This is a genomic window from Legionella hackeliae, from assembly GCF_000953655.1.
GTDB lineage: Bacteria > Pseudomonadota > Gammaproteobacteria > Legionellales > Legionellaceae > Tatlockia > Tatlockia hackeliae.
In genome coordinates, this window is record NZ_LN681225.1 from 1914792 (window position 1) to 1935146 (window position 20355).

Here is a 20355-nt window from a genome sequence, read left to right on the forward strand (position 1 = left end):
CTGTCTATGCACAATAGATAGAGTCTCATCTCTATTCACATTCAATTTGATTATTTCCCTACGTCGCTCGACTTGAAGGACATTCAGGAAGATGGCTAATAAAGAAGATATTTTCTTTATCTTGAACCTCCGCTGGATGCCTCGGACAAGCCGAGGCACGTAGACTATGAGATTCTATCTATGCACAATAGGATGAGATTATATCTATGCACATAGATAGAGTCTCATCCCTATTTACATTCACTTTGATTATTTCCCTACGTCGCTCGACTTGAAGAGACATTCAGGAAGATGGCTAATAAAGAAGATATTTTCTTTATCTTGAACCTCCGCTGGATGCCTCGGACAAGCCGAGGCACGTAGACTATGAGATTCTATCTATGCACAATAGGATGAGATTATATCTATGCACATAGATAGAGTCTCATCCCTATTTACATTCACTTTGATTATTTCCCTACGCCGCTCGACTTGACGGGACATTCAGGAAGATGGCTAATAAAGAAGATATTTTCTTTAACTTAAACCTCCGCTGGATGCCTAGAACAAGCCGAGGCACGTAGATGGCGGTAATTTGTGTCCTAAATACTCAAAAAGAAATATGTAAAGTTTTTTTATTATATGCCGTTAAAATGATCACCGAGAGGATAAAATTGGGATCATCATGAAAAGCTTAAGCTTGATTATAATAATAATGATGATGACGACACTTACAACCGCATGGTCTTACACACGTTATGGAGAGTCCTTGTGCACTCAGCCTGATTTTTTCTGTATTCAAATTAAATCTGGTCAAACCTGGAGTAATTTATTTCCTAATAGTGAAGCCAGAGACATTGTAAGACGAGTTAATCGAATGAACGTTCGTCTCCGTACAGGGATGATTATTGCTATCCCTAAAAATTTGGATCGTATCACTATCTATGATGTTTCCCCTTTCCCTCGTTACATTGAATCGGATGGTGAAAAAACGATTTATGTTAGTCAAGAAAAATTGGCGTGGGGCGCTTATGATGAGGATGGGGAGCTTTTATGGTGGGGACCAATTTCTTCGGGCATCGATAAATGTCCAGGTGTAATTGGTGGCTGCGTCACTCCCACAGGTTCTTATCGTATTATTCGAAAACAAGATATCGATTGTGTATCAACCGCTTTTCCAAGACGAGCCGATGGTAATAATGGCGGCGCTGAGATGCCCTTTTGCATGCACTTTTTTCGTGGTTATGCCCTACATGGCAGCGAAGAGGTACCCGGTTATCGTGCAAGCCATGGTTGCATACGTCTTTTTACTGAAGACGCACGTTGGCTGAATGAAGAGTTTGTTGATATTCCAGGCGGTGGTGTAAGAGGTACGCGAGTCATTATTGGTGGTGTGGCTGATAAACCACTCGAATGAATTTACAGTCACTAAAAGTTGGATCAAAAAAGACCCAACCGGATAGCTAGTCTACTGAGTTTTCAGAGAATTCAGAAAATTTTCTACCTCTTTTGGAGATAATTCCATAGACTGACCTCGGGCCAAAAAACGAGGCATGTTAAGGGTTCCATAGCGGATACGAATTAGTCGACTGACTTCTACACCTTGAGATTGCCACAATCGTCTAACTTCACGATTTCTTCCCTCAGTCAGTGTTACGTGATACCAGGAGTTAGCCCCCTCTCCGCCACGAAAGTCAACCTTTTTAAATTGAGCCAGTCCGTCATCTAATACAACCCCTTTTATCATTGCATGGATAGCATCTTGAGATACCTGGCCACGAACTCGCACAGCATACTCTCTTTCTAAACCGTATTTAGGATGCATTAGGCGGTTTGCTAATTCTCCATTATTGGTAAAAATCAATAACCCTGAGGTATTAATATCAAGACGTCCTACCTGAACCCAACGACCATGTTTAAGATAGGGTAAATTATCAAAGACTGTTTTTTCATGTTTAGGATCTTGTCTGCTTGAAATTTCACCAACTGGCTTGTGATACATCAGGATTCTCGTCTTTTCCTGCACCTTTATGGGATTTTGAATCAAACGTCCTTTTACACTAATTTTATCATGCGCACCGGCAACGTCCCCCACCTTAGCGACAGTCCCATTGACTTCAATTAATCCTTGCTCAATCCAACGCTCCATTTCTCGTCGAGAACCAAACCCGGCTTGACTTAAAAGTTTTTGTAATCGTTCTTTCATTCTTCTACACACTCTTCTAAAGATTGTTCATTGGGTAGTAGCTCTTGTGCTACAAGTAACGAATCACTAATCTCATGCAAAGGAGGCAATTCGTTCAAACTTTTCAAATTAAAATAATCAAGGAATGTTTTAGTAGTGACGTAGACTGCAGGTTTCCCTGGAACATCTCTATATCCAGCCACTCGAATCCATTCCCGCTCGAGTATTGTTTTTATAATCGAGCTACTAACAGCTACCCCACGAATATCCTCAATATCAGCACGAGTTACTGGTTGTCTATACGCAATAATTGCCAAAGTTTCTAACAAAGCACGGGAGTATTTAGCAGGCTTCTCAATATATAGACGGCTTATCCACGTACTGTATTTAGCTTTTGTTTGTAAACAATATCCACTTGCCAATAATTTTAATTCTATGGCGCTATCTTCGTAGTCTTTGGCTAATTCTTCAAGTGCAGCTTTTAGCTGTTCAACGGTTGGTTTTTCCCACTCCTCAAAAATCGCTTGTAGTTTTTCAAGACTTAACGGTTCATTCGTATGCATTAACAATGCTTCTACAATTCGTTTAAGTTCATTATCATTCATGATATTTAACCTGCAAATGAATTACTGTAAAAGCACTGGCCTGCGTAATAATCAATAGAGACTGCCTGGCCAACTCCAAAATTGCTAATAAAGTGACAGCGAGCCCCATTCGTCCCTCTTCTCGTTTGAATAGTTGCTCAAATGCCAGGGTCTTCTCTTGATGCAAACGCTCCAATACATGAGCCATGCGTTCTCTGACAGAAAGAGGTTCACGAGTAATTTGATGATTTGTTGAATGACTTTGACGCTTTATTAAATCACGCATGATTGTTGCCAATGCCATTAACTCTACATCTGGATGAAGAACAGGATTTTCTATTTTTTCAGCAGCGATGGAAAACCAAAAAACATCTCGTTCACAACGCGGTAAATTGTCTAGAGACATTGCTGCATGTTTCATTTGTTCGTATTCTTGCAATTTTCTGACTAACAAAGCACGTGGATCTTCCTCCATATCCTCTTCGGATTGTGGTGACGGAGGTAATAATAGTCTTGACTTAATTTCTGCAAGCATTGCCGCCATAAGCAAATATTCAGCAGCCAATTCTAACCGATGTTGCTCCATAAGCTGGATATATTGCATATATTGTTTAGTAATTAGCGCAATAGGAATATCTAAAATATCAATATTCTGCCGACGAATTAGATAAAGCAATAAATCAAGTGGTCCTGAAAAGGAATCCAGCAAAACCTCCAGCGCATCAGGAGGAATAAACAAATCACCGGGCATCTCGGTAAAAGGTTGCCCGGCAACAACTGCTATCGGTGATACGGAGATTTCTGCTGGTTCAACGTTCATTAATAATCCAAACCCATGACTTCGCGGACATCACCTAACGTTTTGTTCGCTTCCTCGCGTGCAGCTTCACTTCCTTCCGCCACAATACGCTTTACCGAACCGAGATCGGCTTCGTAGTCCTTAATAGCGGCTTGTATAGGTTTTAATTCTTGTTGAATCGCTTCAACCACAGGACGTTTACAATCAATACAACCAATTCCTGCACTACGACACCCCACCTGCACCCAATCCTTCACTGACTCAGAAGAATAGATTTTATGTAACTGCCATACTGGACATTTCTCAGGCTCACCCGGATCAGTGCGCTTAACTCGCGCAGGGTCAGTCGGCATAGTCAGGATTTTCTTCTCGACCTGTTCGGGTTCTTCTCTCAGGCTAATTGTATTGTTATACGATTTTGACATCTTTTGCCCATCAATACCCGGCATTTTTGCCGTTTCTGTCAGCATGGGATGTGGTTCGGGGAGAATTATTTTGCCGGAGCCATCAAGAAACCCTAATAGCCGCTCTTTATCACCGATAGAAAGATTATGTTGATTAGCAAGCAACGCTTTAGCGGTATTCAGAGATTCATGACAACCGTCTTGTTGGAATTGACGTCGTAGTTCACTGTACAATTTACCATTCTTCTTACCCATTTTTTTAATAGCTTCCAAAGCTAGCGACTCAAAATTGGGCTCTCGACCATAAATAAAGTTAAAACGACGAGCAATTTCTCGCGTTAACTCAATATGCGGTACCTGATCTTCCCCTACTGGAACATAATCCGCTTTATAAAGTAAAACATCCGCACTTTGGAGAAGTGGATATCCTAAAAAACCATAGGTTGATAAATCTTTATCGTGAAGTTTATCTTGTTGATCTTTATAAGTTGGCACACGCTCTAACCAACCTAACGGCGTAATCATTGATAGCAAAAGATGCAATTCTGCATGCTCAGGAACCCAGGATTGAATAAAAATTTTCGATAAGTTTGGATTAATACCACAAGCAAGCCAATCAATTACCATATCCCATAAAATTGTTTCGATAAAACCGGGCTCATCATAGCGCGTCGTTAATCCATGCCAATCCGCTACGAAAAAATAACAATCATACTGATGTTGTAACTTGAGCCAGTTTTTAAGCACACCATGATAGTGGCCCAGATGCAAACGACCACTGGCTCGCATTCCTGATACTACACGCTTATTTGCACTAAATATAGCTGACATCAAAATCCTTAAACTCTGTTAAAATTCATAATCTCAACACCTCGCTTTTATCAATGAAGGTATTCGAGTAATTAACCTCTTATCGAAAAGGCTCAGGATCTCCCTTACCTTCACGAATTATGACAGGATACTCGCCTGTTAAATCAATGACTGTTGTTGGTGCATGACTGCAGTTTCCACCATCAATAATTAAATCAGTTTGATTGCCTAACAAATCTTTAATTGCCTCAGGTTCACTTAATGGAGCTGTTGCTCCTGGTAAAATTAAGGTGGTACTCATTAATGGTTCGTCCAGGCATTCAAGTAATGCTAAGGTGATACTGTTGTCAGGTACCCTAAGTCCAAGTGTTTTTCGTCGTGGATGCAGCATCAATCTTGGAACCTCATGGGTTGCATTTAATATGAATGTATAAGACCCGGGAGTGAATGCTTTCAGGAGGCGAAAGATTGAATTTGAGACACGCGCGTAAGTACCCAATTGGGATAAATCACGGCAAACCAGCGTCATATTATGGTTTTTATCCAATTGTCGCAGCCGTCTAATTCTTTCCAAGGCGGACTTGTTGCCTAATTTACATCCCAAAGCATAACCAGAATCTGTAGGATAGACTATCAACCCACCCTCTTGAACAATTGTAGCGGCTTTTCTTAATAGTCTTGCCTGTGGATTATCTGGATGAATTGCGAAGAACTGACTCATAAAAGTCCCCTGTTAATGTTCCATTGATGCCATATCGGTATACAGTTTACCGGGAGTTGCTGCTGTCTTCCAAGAGGAATACGTGATAATGTACCCCCATGATAATCTGAGCCAGTTGAGCTCAACAACTCAAAACGCTGGCAAAGTCCTGCTAGTTCTCGAACCTGTGTGATATTCATCTCTCCTGAAACTACCTCGAGTGCGCTTCCCCCTGCATCCTTAAATGCCATAACCAATTCGTGTAGTCGGGTACGTGTCAGTGAGTATTTCAAAGGATGTGCTAAAACAGCTTGACCCTCTGCTTGAGCGATCCCCTCTATTGCTTCAGAAAGCGTCAGCCAATAGGTTCGGACATAAGCCGGTTTTCCTCTGCCTAAAAATCTTTTAAACGCAGTTTGCAAATCAGTTGCTAATCCCTCATTGACAAAGACTTGTGCAAAATGAGGCCTGCCCACACGTTCATGCCCTGCAAGCTCGCAAGCTTTTTGATAAGCATTACTTACTCCACATGCCTGCATGCGCTCACCAATTTCAATAGCTCGTGCAATTCTGCTCTGACTTTGACGTTCAATTAGGGACTGGATTAGTTTGTTGGCAGGATTAATGTTCAATCCAATGATATGAATATCATATTTTTTCCAACAAACGCTGAATTCAATGCCATTAATGATTTGAATGGGTTGATCTTGTGCTGCCTGATGAAGTTCGATAAGACCAGCGATAGTATCATGATCTGTCAAAGCCAGGACCTTTATATTAGAGGCGATCGCCTTTTGTAACAATTCAGAAGGACTCAAGACTCCATCAGAAAAATTACTATGACAGTGCAAATCAATCATGGGTAGGATAGTTAAGAACAGCAATTAAACAATAAGACTCATTAACTATAGTATACTCGATTATGGTGCAAAATTGTATTTAAAATTTCCCATCATAAAACTTAACACTCTTTCTTCGAAATAATATGTTGGCCAAGCATAGAACCTAGCCAACTTCAGTGAATCTAATCAAACGTGCATGACTTTTCCAGTTATTGGAGGTGCGTCATAATCATAAATACCAGCTGCTTGTAATCCAGTAGATATTCCACGTGTAAGCATTACCAAAGCCGATAAAGGCAAAACCACCATGTTAATGATAGCTTGACACATAGAGTTTATAAGATTACAGGCATGGTCAAAGCAGTCAGTTGATGCCGACTCCCAACCCGCACAAGCGGCTAAACTACCCACCAGCAAAAATCCAGCGGCTAAGCCAGTGATTATAATAGGGGCGATTGCCACGCCAACTGGGTCCAGAATAGCCAAACCAATTAAGGCGGCAGGCATAAAGGTATGACGAGCACAAAATATGAATTCTTTTGATGATTCATAAGGTTGAAAAAACATTTGACCAACACTTCGTCTCTTTTGCGGTTCTACAATGTCGTGAGTAATCCTATTAGCGACAACTTTTTTTGAGCCTGTTATATGGTCGATACCTGAAACACTTCTACTTACCATAGTCACACTTAGTTTAGTAAAGGTGGTAAATTGTAATAGAGAGATTAATGTTTGTACATACAGCAATTATTAAAAACAAACGAGTTTTATAATTACAATCTGGGAAAACATAAACATACAGTTATATTAATTGCTGCTTGATGACGACGTAAGGATTCGTTCACAATAACGCGTTTATAAATAACCTAATGAATTATTGATTTTTTTTAAGTTTACGCTTATCTTATTCCCCATTTTTTAGAATGGTAGCTAAAATTTATGAAAGTTGTTCTCGTTGAAGATAACCCCTCATTACAAATGACCATGTCTTTACGACTTAAAAAGCTATCCTGTTCTGTAAAAGTATTTGGATCGGCGGATGAGGCCCTCCCTTACCTAAGGGATGAAGTAGGCAATTACGATGTAGTCATTTTAGACGGTAATTTGATACCTAGATTCCCAGAAAAAGCAAACCAGCGAAAAAATGGCCCTGATATAGCGGCTGAATTATTAAAATTTAATAAGGACGTTATCATTATACCCTGGACAGACGATAAGGACATGTTAGCTCAATTTGCAAAAATTTTTAGACACCATGGTAGAATAGAGTGGGCTGAATTGGCCAAACCTATTTCCATCAATAATCTTGTAGAAGTGTTAACCCCTTACATAGAATCTTTTAGTTCTACAAATAGCTCTAAAAACTCCCCAACAAGACCCAGAGCATTCACATCTTGAGAGAGATCGCTAATTAATCTTGCGGGATTACTAAATTATGAACTATTCTTTACATAGAACTTACTAATTTATTTTAAATTAACATTGAGCAGTAAACTACAGAACGAAACGCTAAATTATCCTCGTCTTAATTCACAGCAATTGGCCAATCTGTGTGGAACTTTTCACGAAAACATTAAACTCATTGAATTATTTTTTAACATAACCATTAAGATTGGTCATGATGCAGTGAGCCTGTTTGGCAATTCCCATTCTGGATTATTAAAAGCAAAACAAGTAATTAAACAATTATATCAATTAGCCAATGAACCCATCTATGTTGAAACTGTCAACTCTTTTCTTGAAAATAAGGATCCGAAAACCGTTATGTCACAGTCAATTAAATTAAGCCGTAAAACAATTTTACCACGTAACGTCAAACAAACTGAGTATTTAAATAGCATTAGCAAACATGATATTACTTTTGCTGTTGGCCCTGCTGGCACTGGCAAGACGTATCTTGCCGTATCTAAGGCAATAGAATCCTATGAAAAAGGCGAAGTCCAACGTCTGGTATTTGTACGACCAGCGGTTGAAGCGGGTGAAAAATTAGGCTTTCTACCAGGAGACTTGGTAGAAAAAGTTCTCCCCTACCTAAGGCCCATCTATGATGCCTTATATGAAATGATAGGATTTAAAGAAGCACAAAAACTTATCCAAACGGATGTTATCGAAGTATTACCTCTTGCATTTATGCGAGGTCGAACCTTAAATGAAGCCTTCATTATTCTTGACGAAGCACAAAATACCACTGTACCGCAAATGAAAATGTTCCTCACACGTATGGGTTTTGGTTCAAAAACGGTCATTACCGGCGATGTCACTCAAATTGATTTACCGAAAGGTACAGAATCTGGTTTAATTCATGCTGTTAAAGTACTGCGTGATATTTCTGAAATCAGCATTCATCACTTCACTAGTCGTGAGGTAGTCCGCCATCCTTTAGTTTCACGCATTATTGACTCTTACGAGAATGTAAATAGGGATCATCAAGAATGAATTATCATGTAGACTTACAACTGGCGTGCGATGAAGCTATCCCGGTGGATGAAAACTTACTGATTACCTGGGCTCAATTACCCTTAATTGACCATATGGACTCTGCAGAACTAACATTACGTCTGGTTGGTAAAGAAGAAATTAGACAATTAAATCTCATGTACAGAAAACAAGATAAGCCAACAAATGTACTCGCATTCCCTAGCACTATTCCTGATAATATAGAGCTTGAATATCCTTTACTGGGTGATGTAATCATTTGCCCTGCCGTTTTGGAGGCCGAGAGTATCGACCTTGATAAACCGCTCCCGGCACATTGGGCCCATATAGTTATTCATGGGGTTTTGCATTTGTTAGGCTATGATCATATTGAAGATAATGATGCGAAAATTATGCAAGAACTAGAGATTAAATTGTTAGCCAAGTTAGGTATTTCTAACCCATATCATACTACAGAGGATAATGACTTTGAGCAAAGAGGATGATAACGGTTCTTTATTGATGCGCTTTAGGCAGTTTTTACAAGTTGAACCGCAGAACAAAGAGGAATTGATTAATTTATTACGCGACGCACACATTCGCTCCCTAATAGATTCCGAAACTCTCAACATGATAGAAGGAGTCATTCAGTTTTCACAAATGCGGGTGAGAGATATTATGCTCCCCAAAAAACAAATGACCTCAATTTCTCAAGATCTTGAATTAGAAGACGTGATTGATATTGTGAGTAGTTCCGGCCATTCTCGCTTTCCTGTTACAGGGGATCATAAAGATGAAATAATTGGCATCCTACATGCAAAAGATTTATTGCGTTTTCAGGTGGACAAGACGGCAGAGTTTGATCTGCATGATATTATTCGGCAAGCGACCTTTGTACCTGAAAGTAAACGTCTCGATTTACTATTGAGCGAGTTTCGTAATAATCGTAATCATATGGCAATTGTTGTTGATGAGTACGGAGCTGTGAGTGGTTTTGTGACGATAGAGGATATTATTGAGCAAATTATTGGTGATATTGAGGATGAATTTGACATTGACGAAGAGGCTTACATTAAAGCGCATGGTGATTCCTATTATATTGTCAAAGCTCATACCCCTATTGAAGAATTTAATGAACAATTGCATGCCAACTTCAGTGATGAGAGCTATGATACGATTGGTGGTATAGTGATGACAAACTTCGGACATCTACCACAACGGGGAGAAACAATTATAATTGATCAGTTTGAATTTAAGGTCATTAATGCCGATGCCAGACGAATTAAGCTTCTTGGCTGTTTTGATAAACGTCCTACTAAAGACAAATTAATGGCCACTTAAGTACAATTTGTTTAAACTCTATCAATGTAAATGAAGTAATTACAAATCGAGGACAATTAAGAAAATGAATAATAGCATCTTGATTGTAGATGACGACACTGAGCTTACGGATCTGCTAGTGCAATATCTGGAACCAGAGGGTTTTAATGTAGTCTGCGTTCATGATGGTGAAAGCGCTGTAAAAAAAGCACTTAATCAGGTTTTTGATGCCATTATTTTGGATGTCATGCTTCCAAAATTAAATGGTTTTGAAGTATTGAAAGCAATCCGCGAACATTTAGAAACACCCGTTTTAATGTTAACGGCACGCGGCGATGACATTGATCGTATAGTAGGGCTTGAAATTGGTGCTGATGATTACTTGCCTAAGCCTTGCAATCCACGCGAGTTAGTGGCCAGATTGCGAGCCATTCTTAGACGCACGCAAAAAATTCCAACTCAACGACCAATTATTGAACATCACGGCATTCTAGTTGACTGTTCTAAACGACTGGCAACACATCATGGTGACCCCATGGAATTAACAAATGCCGAGTTTAACATTCTTGAAATGTTAATTAAGTCACCAGGCCAAGCTTTTTCGAAGGAAGAATTAACAGAATATGCTTTGGGTAGAAAATATACCGCCTACGATCGCAGCATTGATGTCCATATTAGTAATTTACGCAATAAATTAGGCGATAATCCTGAGGGAGAGCCACTGGTAAAGACTGTTCGCGGCTTCGGGTATATGTTTAATGCGTAGTTTGTATTGGAAAATCTTTCTATCTTTTTGGCTGGCAACCATCCTTATAATTATTACGACCGCATGGGTAACTAGTGAAATAGCGCAAAAATCGTCCATCCCTGCACGGGAACGCGTTTTTATGGATAGCTATGCCAATGCAGCAGTGGCAACGTTTGAATCAGGACAACATAGCGCTTTAAAGAAATGGCTTAATCAGATTGGTATGTCCAGAAAAATGACTCTGTACTTATTAAGCAGTACAGGAGAAATTATTGCTAATCAACCACCACCTGAGGTTGTAAAGCAAATCTCCAGTAATTTAGTGGATGAAGAGCTTGATGATGGTTTATTAAAATTTGGTGACATTATAGTCAGCCATGAGATTCTTTCAACTTCAGGTCGAGCTTATCGTCTTGTGGCTGTCAGTGAAAAACCATTGGCTCATTTTGTTGAAATTCCATGGGCAGGTCTAACGATTCGCCTGTTGATTGCAATTATTATTAGCGGCCTTATCTGTTATTTACTATCGATTTACTTAACTCAACCCTTACGCTCGTTAAGAATGGCCGCTAAATCCATTGCTACAGGACAACTAAGCACGCGTGTTGGTCGCATTAAAGGACACTATCGTGATGAGATTGCGGAGTTAAGTGGAGAGTTCGACAGAATGGCAGAACAACTCGAAGCCATCATGAACTCAAAAGAGCGCTTATTACAAGATATTTCCCATGAGTTGCGTTCCCCTCTTGCTCGTTTACAAATTGCAATTGAGTTAGGTCGAAAAAAAGCAGGAACACTAGCCGACGTTGAATTTGCTCGAATGGAAGTCGAGTGTCTGCGCTTAAATACATTAATTGGGGAGATTTTGGAATTTGCGAGACTGGATAAATCATTTACCCCATTAAGCAGAACAGTCATCGATTTACCAAGGCTACTTAAACAAATTATTGCTGATGCCAATTTCGAATTAAGAGATAGTAGAGCAGGTGTGTTTTTACAAACGATACATGACTGCCAATTGTTTCTGGATGAGCGTCTAATACATCGGGCAATAGAAAATATTATTCGCAATGCTTTACGTTACTCAGCCCCCAATCCCAAAGTGGATGTTTCCTTGCATAGCGATGAGACAAACTCTGAAATATACATTGATATTGCTGATAATGGACCAGGTGTCCCAGAAGAGCAATTGGAGAAAATTTTCAGCCCTTTTTATCGCGTTGACACATCAAGAGAAAAGAAAACCGGGGGTTATGGACTTGGCTTATCCATCGCACAACAAGCTGTAAAGCTGCATCATGGTAATATTTGTGCAAGGAATCGTAAAGAAGGAGGGCTTTTAGTTAGAATAACTTTACCCATTGCCGCAAACCAGCCTCCCAAATTTTAAAAAAATTGTTAAATCTTTAATCCTCCATCAGCAAATAATCTTTTGTTTTTTTAATCAATTCATTAAGATACGAAAGAGACGACAAAAAGGTATAACCAGGTGAAAATTGCGGAAAGACTTGATACTGCAAGCGGTGTCTTTTTCTTTTTAGGCTTTGTAGTCTCGCAGCTACAATACTCACCTTTTGTATTATTAGCAGCCCTGGCCAATCTTGGAACTCTGTTTTTTTATTCAATTGGATATGGATTGTGGCTAATTGCTAGTCAACTATATCCTGAATACCCCCGGAAACAGGATTGCTGGTATGGATTTATTGAGGTTAAAAATCAACACAGGATCGCTGCAACACTAGGGACTATAGCAATGCTATGCTGTATTGCTGGAATTTTTCTTCCTGTATGCTTAATTACTGCTGGTTGGCTTTTTTTTGCAAGCAATCTTATTTGGTGCATTGCGGAATACCATAAACAAAAAATTCATCCTACCCATTCAAACGCCCAATCAGCCTATATGAAGTATGCAATATTATCGACTCTACTGGCCTTAATTCCGGCGGCAGCAGCGACTATTTCCATGTTTTTTCCGCCAGCGGCACTTTGTGCATTTATAGTTTCAACTTCATTAGGATTTAGCCTGGGAGCTTTGTCATTTTACTGTTGGTTAGAGTATACCCTAGATATTAATGAGCAACCTTTGCCTCAAAGTTATAAACTACTTTCTCAACATTTAGAGATTACCCATTTACCCACACCATCCCCGTCCCCCTGCCAGACACATACCATCTCTTTATGGAAAAAAGACGCTATCCTGGTTGCAGATGAATCTAAAGATTTGTCCTTACTTTGTAACACTTAGCTTTAAGCTAAGTTATAATAACCATTTTTAAGTTACTGATATCTTTTATTCTTTCATTGTTTGTGTCTAAATTTTAGATAAAATGATTGTTGTCTGCAGAATTAAGGATATTAATTAATAAGGATCGTTATATGAGCAAGATCGTTGACGAAATCAAAAAAGGGATAAAGCAATTTAAAAATCCACAACTAAAGGCGATACTGCTTGCTCATCTTTCTGAAGATGCCGACGATCAAACACAGTTATTTACCAAAAAACATTCCTTCGACAGACCAACTCCTAACTTTAACAGGGCAACTTATGTTCTTTCTAATGGCTTAAGTTATCAGTTAATTTTAAACATGGTATTTGTCTTTGCACCTACAGAAGTCTGTCAAGAGATTACAAATGCTTTATTGCAATGTCACAATGAAGAAATTGCTGAATTAGTATCTGGCGTCCATCATCACCATAGTGATTCCAAAGCGAATGAATGGGTAATGGAAACGATTATGAACCATGCCCCACCGCATTGCAGATCACTTATTTCTCAAAAAGTTAAATCATTCAATGAAAAACAAATTACACGCGTTCTTTTTAGTGAATTATGTTCACACGATTTTGCCACTTTACGCAGACTACTGAATTTTAACGATGAAAAATCCTCTATTGATTTAATTGATACATTAAATCGATTGGATAAAAATACAGTGTATGAAATTTTTAAAACAACTCCATTCCCCCCAACCTATGAAGCTTTAATTGAGTTCTACTCTGAGAACCCTCCGAATAAGCTAGCATCAGCTGTTGCAGCGTTACTCTATAAATATGAAGGCAGCTATTTATCAAGCCTGGTATTTGGGGGCGGGTATTTTACGAGTAGCAGTTCTAATTTATTACATGGCATTTTTGAGTTTCAATCTGAAGGAGTCATTTCAGAGTGTTTCTCTTTTTTATTAAAAAATTTTCCACCCGCTGAGATTCAAAAATTATTAACACAAAGAAGAACCAATGGTTCAAATCATACTCCTCTAGAGTTAGCTTTTCAGCGTAAAGATAACAAAGAAGCTGCATTAAGGATTGCCCAAAAGCTTTATAAAGAACCCTCGCTCAAACCATTATTAAGCCAGGTTTCTGTCTCACAATTCTACTCCCTTATGCATCTTGCCGCTAAAAGTGGTAATACCGATGTCGTTGCATTTTTTATACAAAGACCCGATACACCTATAGACCACTGTGTTTATTCTACCACCAAAGGGATGTTACAGGTTGCCCAGGATGCAAACCAAACAGAAGTTATTAATCTCCTGGCAGGACTTCCTATCTATCAATTTATTTATAAAAATTTGTCCGCATCGGACACCAAAACGGACCTCCTCTGGGTTCAAAATCTCATCAAAAGGTATCCTCTTTTAGTACATGCTCACTGGGAAGAGAAAAAAACACTTTTATCTCATGCGTCTAGTAAGGGTATGGCCGAACTTGTTCCCGTTTTACTTTCAGCAGGCGCTTTGCCTGAAACGGATGAACAAGGACACACTGCCATTGATGAAGCAATTAAAAATAATCACATCCAAGTGTTAGATGCGTTTATAAAAGGAGCCCGTAATAATCCTATTATTCTGGAAAATCTCATAAAAACTTTTCTTAAGTTAGCCACCCCATCGCATAGTTATGAGGAACTACAACGCACATTGCAACTAACCTCTAAAATGACATTTGTTGAAGTGATAGAAAATCATTCATTTCAAAAACATGATTGCTATATTTACTTATTATTGGGCGTAGCAAAGCTGTTGTCGGATACCAGCGAAGAAATCATTTGGCAAGCAATTCGGAATTTTTTACAGAAAAGCTTAAATCAACTACAAAAAGAAGAAGACCTTTATCTCCATCGAAATGCGCGGCAACTTCAAGTTATAGTGTTGCTGTTTGCTCTAAATCCAACTCATTTTTTTGCACTAGTATACTCATTAGAATTAAACGAAAGTGCCAAAAAAGTCTTGTTTTTAATCCTCTCTCGAGGACTGGTACAACCTGCAATTTTCACAAAACTTACACTTAGCGAACATCAGCTTTTTTATAGACTTTTAGCCGATTTGCAAGGTAGTGATCTCAATGCATTGGAGCCCATTGCAACTGTTCACTTCCAGAAGTCGCAATTGACATTGCTTCCTCCTGAAATTCTTAAAGACTTGGCGGCAAACTTAACAGGCTCAACATTATTATCTTTATGCGAGCGACGTCTTAACCCCTCTCTTCTCATACTCACTATTGAAAAGTTCCTTGCCATTGAGCCAGTCAATCAAACTCAAATAAGCCGTCTTTTTGAGCAACTTGGCAAAGAGTTTCAGTTATTTAACAAAGACAACTTAGACGATGCTGAACTTCAGCAGGCTCTGAATGTAGCCTGTCATCCCCAAGTTAAAAATTATGTACGGACATGCCTGCCTAAAGGAGACTCTCCATTAAAACAACGAATAATGAGGCTTTTTACCAATTACAAAACAACTAGCCCACTTATTCCCGATAGTTTACTGTATGATTTATACATGCAATTTGCCTTTGATTATAAGATAACAAGTATTCCTACCAATCAACCAGCATTAAGTGCGCTACTGGCAAAATCCAACCCCAATGATGTTCTTCGATTCATCATAAATTTACAGAAAACCTTTCAATCTCAACTACTAGTTGCTGGAATGTTGGCGCCTATTTCGCCGTTAAGTAGCAAAGACGATAACGCTAAATTTTCCACATGGATTTATGATTTGGAGCATAAAAAGCAGCGATTATGCCTAGCTTCGCTAATCAGTCATTATGATCAGTTTCATGCGTGCACTAAGCAATTATTCTCAGAAGTAAAGGGAGAAGAACTTCCCTCACTAAAAAACGCATTGGATCAATTATTAACAGGATTTGACTCTGTCGCCTCCCACTTATTCCATTTTCATATTGGGGAATCACCCTTATTGTTTGAAGAAAAACTAAAGCCTTTATTGAAGACACTCGAGCGTCATTTTTCAAAAGTTAATCTTACGTTAAAACAACTTAAAGAAAACCCTTCCCTAAAAACCAAATATGCTGCCTTTATTACCGAATTTGAGCAGTCTATGGGCGCTGATGAGGTTCACATACTCTGTCAGCAAACTATTTTTAACTGTCAGAAAATTGAAGAAGATACTAATAAATATGCTGAAACTTCACTCTCTAATGACAACGACATTACTCTTGGACAATTGTTTGATTCGGAAATGCCCCAAGAGGAACTCATTGCCACAGCGAGCTTACAATCATTACAAACCACACAAACACTTGAGCAATTTAATCAAAGCATTCTCTCTGGTGTATTAGCTCATCCAAAGCGCGAGCAGTTATTAAATGGTCTATTTAATTGGGTATTTTCTTGCGGTTCTGTGAATGAACCCGATCTTTTATTAAAAAATATGCCTCAACTACTAAGAACAATATCAAAAGAAGATTGGAAGCCAGTTGAGCATCAAATGAATGAGAGATTAATCTTAAGAGACTCTATTAACCCTATAGTATTGGATTTGCAAGTACTTAACTTATCAGCATTTAGTCTTCCCGATTTGCTAGCTGTATTCTACGAGACTGACGAAGAGCGCCTTGCTCAATTGATAGAGTTTTGCATGCATGCCCAACTCATTGATTTAAAAGCTATTGCAAACTACGTGCTGATTGCTAAGCAACAAAGCATCCCTTTAGACATACTGAAAATACAAAATACTTTATCCTTGCCAGAGGGACTCTCAACCTGGCTCCAACAGCGTTTAGCAGCGATTGAATTCTATTCAAGCAAAGTAATGTCTTTTAAGGTATTAAAAGAAGGGCTGTTTATTAACGAAGGAAGTGTCTGTACACACCTTGAGAATCTCGATCAAATAGTTGATGGACATTATTCTGTGCCAAGTCCAAAGGCAATCAATATTATGATTTCCTCTTACAGCTCTATTTTGAATCAACCAAATTCTGCCGAAAGCCAGGCACTGATCATCAGCTTAAGTAATTTGTTTAAAAATATGAGCGTACAGCTCACCAATGAAACCTTATCTCAATTACCCTTAGAAACAATTGAACAATTAATCACTCATTGCCTGACTGGTATAAATAATGATAATCAATCTTATAATGTAGCCTGTAGAACCCTTTTAACTAATTTATGTCAACTTCAATCCTCATCAAACACACAGATATTAAGTAACATTAAACTCTATGTAGGACAGCAAGATTTAACAATACTGGGTAGCAAGCAATTAATTTCTATTGCCTCAGAGGTTCTTGAAACAAAAGAGGACGATTTAGAGGCATTAACGATAAATGGTGTATGGATACAACGCCTGCTAACATCCCCTCGTTTTATTGCTGCTAGTACTCCTGCAACCATTCAAGCACTCATTGATCGTTATCGTTTTATTTCTCTGACGTTAAAACAAGATGAGTTTGAACATTTAAATCATTGGATAAAAACTAAACTGGCGTTTTATGAACACCATAAGGAAAGTTTGAGTCGCGTCGAAAAATCGTTATTAACCGACCCTAAACGTCTAGAGCATTTGTTAAAAAAGCGCGAGCGTTTATTAAGTTTTCGTGCTGATGACAGTATTAGAGCTTTGCTTAATCAATTGGAAGACAATTGTATTGAATTAAAGAGCACTGAAGCCGAATTAGCTGATAGTGCTTTAGACGTTCTCTATGCGCATTACAACAACAGCTTGACTGGATTGCGCTCAGACTTTCTATTCAAAGTAGCTGACTTCGTCGTCAGTCGTGTCTCACGTAGTAAAGGAGACATCGAAGTTGCTCAGGATACGCTATTAAAATGGCTTACGAGCTATTTACCTCATAAAAATTTCGAGCAAACTGAATTAATTCGAAAATCTCATGTATCAATCTATAACGCAGAGGGAGTGCAAATAGGTTTTGTTAACGAAGCAAACCAGGCAATGACCTTTATCGATGACACCCCCTCTTCGCTTTTAGAACTTAAAGGTATCTGTCCTGGCATTCCTCTATACGATGATGCTCGATGTCTAATGGGGACTTTAACCTACACTGGAGAAGTAAAGCGAGAAAATTTATTCCAAAAAAATACGAGCGCATTGCTGGTAGCCAAAGTCCCCACTGAGCAACTGTCTAAGTCGCCTGCAGCCCTTGAATTACTTATGACAGATATTTTTACAGAAAATACATTAGAGTCCTTGTATACCAATACAGAGGTAGAAAAGCACCCCTGGCTTGAAGAGCAAATTCAAACGCACTCAATAGACGCAAAAAAATTGATTCATGCTGATAATTTACAAATTATCGTTCAGAAACAGTCTGCTAAAACTCTATTTTCCATGCTAGAAAATATGAAACATAAAGAAAATGCAGAGCAATTATTTGAGATAATGTTAAACGATGACAACAAGCGCCCTGAATTGTTTAGCACAGAATATCGGCAATCTATTTTTGCATTTTTTAAACATGGAAATCTTCAGAAAATTTTTGCCAACTATTTGCAGAATCATTATAACAATCCTTGGTTTAACCAAGGATTACAGCTATTTTCCCAATTTGCGCAAAACGAAAATCAACCCGAGTTGTTAAGCTCTTCTCTTCAGCTTCTCAATGAACGCACGTTTACTCAAAAGCAAATTACCGAGTCAACCTACGATGCCGTGTTAACTACCCTTCTCAATTCTGAAGAAAACACGCAAATTCTTTGGAAGGCATTTCTCAATGGAACTGAGGGTGCGTCTATAAAAGAAATAGATACGCATTTGGCAGACGATTTAACGGGTTTTTTCTATAAACATCACTGCATGCCCTTAATTAAAGCAGTGAATGAGCAAAAAAGCTGGTCTCAAAGCTCCCAATATCGCTTGCTGCTCCTTATTTTTGCAAAGCAGCGCCAGCAAATTTTTCAACAAAATGAGCTTCGTTATAGCGAAAAACTTGCTTGGTCCAGTGCTGAATTAAAACAAGTGAGTACATTTGTAAAACGGCATTTCCTTCAAGTAGACACCCCTGATAAACAACATGCAATTGGAAAAGAATTAATCGGCGAGCTGATATTTAGGTGCGCAAATTTTGGACAAACCCAGCTTTTTTACGATGACAAAGGTCGATTTGATGCAGCTACAGCTGGTAATGTAATGGAACGTTCTTATCTGCATGCTATTGCTGCACGTGAATATTTGCCACCACAAATTAGAAAAACTATTAGTGATGTCATTTCAAAATTTAAAGGATGGTTTGATAACGAACACCAAAAAACAGAGGAACTTACTGAATTACTTAAAAATAACCAGGCTCTAATTGATTGGAAACAACTTAGTAATGAAAGTTGGTCTATGAGTAACTCAATGACAACCCTCCCTATTATAAGCGCTTATTTACTGAACTATTCAGGAGAAACTGGACCCATGGTTCAACTTGTGAAAGATTACTTCTCCTCCAAAATCATTCAAAAAAATCCAGGTGCTTTACATGCAGTTTCGCAAGTGATGGCAAAATTTCCCCAGCGTAATGTTAGCTCTTGCTTATTCTCAACATTAGAGGAAATTTTTAATGAAAAACCATTGTTGTTAGATACGACTATTCTTCAGCACATGGCGCAGTTTTATAGCTATAAACATTTAAAGACAACTGTTCAATCACCCCAACAGGAAATTAACTTAATTAAGCATTTTGGTTTACAGAAGAAATATGCTTTAGTTCAGCGTTGTTGCGATTTATTACTGGTGTCTCATCAGGAAAAATCCTTAGGAGAGCTTTTGCAAAAAACCAATCTCGAAGCCAGAGTGGAATCTCAATTAAATAGTTATGTAGGTTCCTGGTTTTTCTCAATTATTCGATTTGTAAAGCGCATCTGGCATTATGGTTTCGGGGGCAGCAATAAGTCTTCCAATCTCGTCAGTTATTGTGACACTCCGTCGGACTATACTTCTCCCGTAGACGCAGTTGATAAAATACATACACCAATTTTACCTGGACACACTGTTGCATCACAAATAGAAACCACGAAAAAACTTAAAAGCATCAGAGAACGTCATCATCGATTTCTTGAAAAATATCCCCTCAAAACCACACATGACAACTTTAAACTTAGCAAAACCTCTACTGCGGGAATATTTGGGAAAAAGAATAATATTCCTGAAAGCATGCCGGCTATTATCGTTAATCTAGGGCAAACACCTTAATTAATAGCAAACAGCCCTGGCATATAAACCACCATTGTGAACACAGAGAAACAATCCTATCGACACTGGTAAGATTGTTTCGAGTTGCTTGCAAAAACAATAATAACTCACTTATTCAAATCCGGATGTTGATGGGG

Annotated in this window: 16 protein-coding genes; 9 read left to right on the forward strand and 7 right to left on the reverse strand. The window is 38.6% G+C overall.

The window, feature by feature from the left end; genetic code table 11:
- Nucleotides 1-694 precede the first annotated feature (694 nt).
- Entirely contained in the window at nt 695-1396 is a 702-nt protein-coding gene (locus LHA_RS08570; protein WP_370447944.1) for a L,D-transpeptidase, read from the forward strand.
- Between the two features lie 51 nt (nt 1397-1447).
- On the opposite strand, the gene rluB is transcribed toward LHA_RS08570, so the two are convergent.
- The 7 genes from rluB to LHA_RS08605 all read right to left on the reverse strand — a co-directional run bounded on the left by rluB (nt 1448) and on the right by LHA_RS08605 (nt 6984).
- Nucleotides 1448-2185: a 23S rRNA pseudouridine(2605) synthase RluB gene (gene rluB, locus LHA_RS08575; RefSeq protein WP_045106176.1), complete on the reverse strand. Its 738-nt coding sequence runs from the start codon at nt 2183-2185 to the stop codon at nt 1448-1450.
- Entirely contained in the window at nt 2182-2769 is a 588-nt protein-coding gene (gene scpB, locus LHA_RS08580) for an SMC-Scp complex subunit ScpB (RefSeq protein ID WP_045106177.1), read from the reverse strand. The genes rluB and scpB overlap by 4 nt, the downstream gene beginning before the upstream one ends.
- Nucleotides 2762-3568 (reverse strand): segregation and condensation protein A, encoded by an 807-nt coding sequence (locus LHA_RS08585; protein ID WP_045106178.1) that lies wholly within the window; start codon nt 3566-3568, stop codon nt 2762-2764. The genes scpB and LHA_RS08585 overlap by 8 nt, the downstream gene beginning before the upstream one ends.
- Nucleotides 3568-4782, reverse strand: a complete 1215-nt coding sequence (locus LHA_RS08590) for a tryptophan--tRNA ligase (RefSeq protein ID WP_045106179.1) — start codon at nt 4780-4782, stop codon at nt 3568-3570. Before LHA_RS08590 ends, LHA_RS08585 begins: the two co-directional genes overlap by 1 nt.
- 79 nt (nt 4783-4861) lie before the next feature.
- Complete coding sequence (locus LHA_RS08595) at nt 4862-5482, reverse strand: L-threonylcarbamoyladenylate synthase (protein ID WP_045106180.1); 621 nt, start codon at nt 5480-5482, stop codon at nt 4862-4864.
- Nucleotides 5479-6321, reverse strand: coding sequence for a PHP domain-containing protein (locus LHA_RS08600; protein WP_045106181.1), 843 nt, complete (start codon nt 6319-6321; stop codon nt 5479-5481). The genes LHA_RS08595 and LHA_RS08600 overlap by 4 nt, the downstream gene beginning before the upstream one ends.
- Nucleotides 6322-6489: 168 nt before the next feature.
- Nucleotides 6490-6984: a hypothetical protein gene (locus tag LHA_RS08605; RefSeq protein WP_045106182.1), complete on the reverse strand. Its 495-nt coding sequence runs from the start codon at nt 6982-6984 to the stop codon at nt 6490-6492.
- A gap of 258 nt (nt 6985-7242) precedes the next feature.
- On the opposite strand from LHA_RS08605, the gene LHA_RS08610 reads away from it, so the two are divergent.
- The 8 genes from LHA_RS08610 (at nt 7243) to LHA_RS08645 (ending at nt 20218) form a co-directional block, all read left to right on the forward strand.
- On the forward strand, nt 7243-7701 hold the full coding sequence (locus tag LHA_RS08610; RefSeq protein ID WP_045106183.1) for a response regulator: 459 nt from the start codon (nt 7243-7245) through the stop codon (nt 7699-7701).
- A gap of 84 nt (nt 7702-7785) precedes the next feature.
- A complete protein-coding gene (locus LHA_RS08615; RefSeq protein WP_045106184.1) occupies nt 7786-8739 on the forward strand; it encodes a PhoH family protein in 954 nt (317 codons plus the stop codon).
- Nucleotides 8736-9224 carry an rRNA maturation RNase YbeY gene (ybeY, locus tag LHA_RS08620; RefSeq protein ID WP_045106185.1) on the forward strand — a complete coding sequence of 163 codons (489 nt, stop codon included), beginning with the start codon at nt 8736-8738 and terminating at the stop codon, nt 9222-9224. Before LHA_RS08615 ends, ybeY begins: the two co-directional genes overlap by 4 nt.
- Complete coding sequence (locus tag LHA_RS08625; RefSeq protein ID WP_102046645.1) at nt 9202-10059, forward strand: HlyC/CorC family transporter; 858 nt, start codon at nt 9202-9204, stop codon at nt 10057-10059. The genes ybeY and LHA_RS08625 overlap by 23 nt, the downstream gene beginning before the upstream one ends.
- A gap of 64 nt (nt 10060-10123) precedes the next feature.
- Nucleotides 10124-10804 (forward strand): two-component system response regulator CpxR, encoded by a 681-nt coding sequence (gene cpxR / locus LHA_RS08630; RefSeq protein WP_045106186.1) that lies wholly within the window; start codon nt 10124-10126, stop codon nt 10802-10804.
- Nucleotides 10797-12176 (forward strand): two-component system sensor histidine kinase CpxA, encoded by a 1380-nt coding sequence (gene cpxA, locus LHA_RS08635; protein WP_045106187.1) that lies wholly within the window; start codon nt 10797-10799, stop codon nt 12174-12176. Before cpxR ends, cpxA begins: the two co-directional genes overlap by 8 nt.
- A 99-nt stretch (nt 12177-12275) precedes the next feature.
- Nucleotides 12276-13031 carry a hypothetical protein gene (locus tag LHA_RS08640; RefSeq protein WP_045106188.1) on the forward strand — a complete coding sequence of 252 codons (756 nt, stop codon included), beginning with the start codon at nt 12276-12278 and terminating at the stop codon, nt 13029-13031.
- Between the two features lie 131 nt (nt 13032-13162).
- Entirely contained in the window at nt 13163-20218 is a 7056-nt protein-coding gene (locus LHA_RS08645; protein WP_045106189.1) for an ankyrin repeat domain-containing protein, read from the forward strand.
- The last annotated feature ends 137 nt before the right edge of the window (nt 20219-20355 follow it).